The 2,624-nt window shown below is 37.5% G+C and carries 4 protein-coding genes; 2 read left to right on the forward strand and 2 right to left on the reverse strand.

From position 1 onward, the window contains the following. Positions 1-546, reverse strand: a 546-nt coding sequence (locus GSY74_RS09890; RefSeq protein WP_164664939.1) for a TetR/AcrR family transcriptional regulator, incomplete at its 3' end; no start/stop codon positions are given. A gap of 90 nt (positions 547-636) precedes the next feature. On the opposite strand from GSY74_RS09890, the gene GSY74_RS09895 reads away from it, so the two are divergent. Then, positions 637-1,413 (forward strand): alpha/beta hydrolase, encoded by a 777-nt coding sequence (locus tag GSY74_RS09895; RefSeq protein WP_164664940.1) that lies wholly within the window; start codon positions 637-639, stop codon positions 1,411-1,413. Positions 1,414-1,426: 13 nt separating this feature from the next. Continuing rightward, positions 1,427-2,068, forward strand: a complete 642-nt coding sequence (locus GSY74_RS09900; RefSeq protein WP_255494601.1) for a DUF1287 domain-containing protein — start codon at positions 1,427-1,429, stop codon at positions 2,066-2,068. A gap of 6 nt (positions 2,069-2,074) precedes the next feature. On the opposite strand, the gene GSY74_RS09905 is transcribed toward GSY74_RS09900, so the two are convergent. Next, positions 2,075-2,446 carry a GyrI-like domain-containing protein gene (locus tag GSY74_RS09905; RefSeq protein ID WP_255494602.1) on the reverse strand — a complete coding sequence of 124 codons (372 nt, stop codon included), beginning with the start codon at positions 2,444-2,446 and terminating at the stop codon, positions 2,075-2,077. Positions 2,447-2,624 lie beyond the last annotated feature (178 nt).

The following is a 2,624-nucleotide window of genomic DNA, read 5'->3' on the forward strand; positions in this document are numbered from 1 at the left end:
ACTATCCCTCAAAAACTGCTCCTCCGAAGAGCAAACAGCAGGTTTAGACAATATTCCCCATGTGGAAGAGATAATAAACTCTGCCAAATTTTTAGCATCCATCTCTCGAATACTCCCATCTCGCATACCAAACAGTAGTATCTTTTGAAGATTTTCACTTAGGTGTTCAAACTCAGCACTACAAAGCAGAGCAATATCACTATCCAAAGCATCCATCTCAAACATAAGACGGTGAAGAGGACAGCCATGAGTGACAAGCATCTTGTTTTTAGAGAGTTTTCCCATCACCTCATTGACCAGCTCCAATCCTGTTGAGCTTTTTTTGATTTTAAACTCAAAAAAATCTCTAATCTTGGGAATAAGTCGCTCCTCTATCATCGCTATAACCATCGCTTTTTTAGAAGGGAAGTGGTGGTACATTGAGCCTCGTGGAACTCCTGCTTTTTTGAGGATAGTCGCCGTTCCTGCTCCACAGTAACCAAACCTATAAACCTCTTCAAATGTCACATCTAAAAGTTTGTCTCTGCTTGTTAGTTTTTTTGACATCTACACTTCCTCTTTTTTCTCTATTTGATATTATAGCCAATCTCCAATTTGCATTCCTTACGCTATAATTCAAGTAAAAGTAGGAGTACCATGTACGGCAAAATCATCCAATTACTATTGATTATCTATGTTATCATAGGAATACTACTCTACCTAAAACAGAGAGACTTTTTGTATTTTCCCTCTCCTGCACTCCAAAATGGCTACGATGAACTAAATATTAAAAATGATGTAGGGCTAATCAAAACCTTTGTTCTTAATCGTGGGCATAAAAAAGCCATAATCTATTTTGGTGGCAATGCAGAGAGTGTAGGCTATGGTTCTGATACTTTTGCTAATAACTTTCCTAACCATACCATCTATCTGGTCAACTATCGTGGCTATGGTGGAAGCAGTGGCACACCTACCGAAGAGGGGTTGTACACTGATGCTCTCTTGGTTTATGATAAGATTAAAATTCATCATGCCGACATTCATGTTATAGGACGAAGTTTGGGAAGTGGTGTTGCTACCTATTTGGCATTCAAACGAACTGTAGGCAATTTGGTTTTGGTAACCCCTTTTGACAGTATAGAGTCTATAGCACAAGAGCAATTTCCTCTCTATCCTATGGGCATAATATTAAAAGACAAATACAGATCTATAGATAGAGTTCCTGACATCCAAGCTCATAAAATACTTATTGTTATGGGAGGGGAAGATAAGATTATTCCGAATAAATATAGCCAAAAACTCTATGATGCCTTTGTTAGCTCAAAAGTTGAAGCGTTGTATCTTGATGGGAGAGGACATAATGATATTCATTTGGATAAGGGGTATTTTGAGGGGATAAAGGATTTTATGGAAAGAGGAGCATTGATAGAATGAGAAGTGAAATTTTATGTTGAAAAAATTATCCATTATAGCTCTTTTCACCACTCTACTAGCAATTATGCTATTTAAACCATCTACTTTTGAACCACTAAAAAAAGGATTTGAGCTACTCCCCTTTGTAGAAAAAACGATAGAAAAACCTTCCCCACCCTTAGTCAAATCAGCTAGAGAACAGATAGGTGAAACACTCATCTATGACCCAAAATATGTGCGTCTTGAGTATCCAAATGGTGATATTTCAAGAACCAAAGGGGTATGCACTGATGTGATTATCCGTGCTTTGCGAGATGCCAAAAAGATAGATTTACAAAAAGAGGTTCACGAAGATATGAAGAGAGCCTTTTCGAGTTATCCAAAGATATGGGGTGCAAAGAGTACTGATAGAAATATCGATCATAGGCGTGTGCCTAATCTAAAGAGGTATTTTAAGAGAAAGGGATATGCTCTAAGCGTGACAAAAAATCCAAAAGATTATAGAGCAGGAGATATTGTTACCTGCAAAGTACAAGGTCGACCCCATATTATGATAGTTTCATCTAAACAGACAAGTGATGGTGTGCCGTATATTATTCACAATATTGGATGGGGTACAAGAGAGAACGATGACCTATTTAGCTATCCTCTTGATGGGCATTATCGATTGAAGTAGAGTCAATCACCCCTCTATCGGCACATAAATCTCAGTCCTCAAATTCTCAGGCTTGGTTCGCCGTGGGTCACGGTTGAGGTACTTCTCAAACATTGGCTCATCTCTTAGCATAACCCCACTCTCAACTATCCAGTCACCTATCTCGGCAAAAATATCATGCAGTTTATCATAAGAGCCTTTGTGCAGAAACATCACATATCGTCCACCAGCAATGGTCTTACTTGAGATTTCCCCCTGAGGTTCTACCGTTTTGTCATCCCAACTGATACAAGCATCACATCGTAGCTCATCTATATCGGTCACCTTAGGATTATCATGACCAATACCAAACATCATCGCATCTTTGCCCATGAGATTCTTTTTATCAAAAAACTTCAAGAAAACCCCGTTCTCTAAGACGGGGATGAATTGAAGAAAATTTAATATTTAATAAAGTTGTTTTTTGTTATAATTATACATAGTTCTTTAACATTCTTAAAATATGTGGTTGGAAATAGAAGTTTGTATTTCCATAAAATTTTAACAACGATAAAAACTACATCTGTTAAAATAGATA

Source organism: Sulfurovum sp. bin170 (assembly GCF_010892395.1).
Taxonomy (GTDB): domain Bacteria; phylum Campylobacterota; class Campylobacteria; order Campylobacterales; family Sulfurovaceae; genus UBA1140.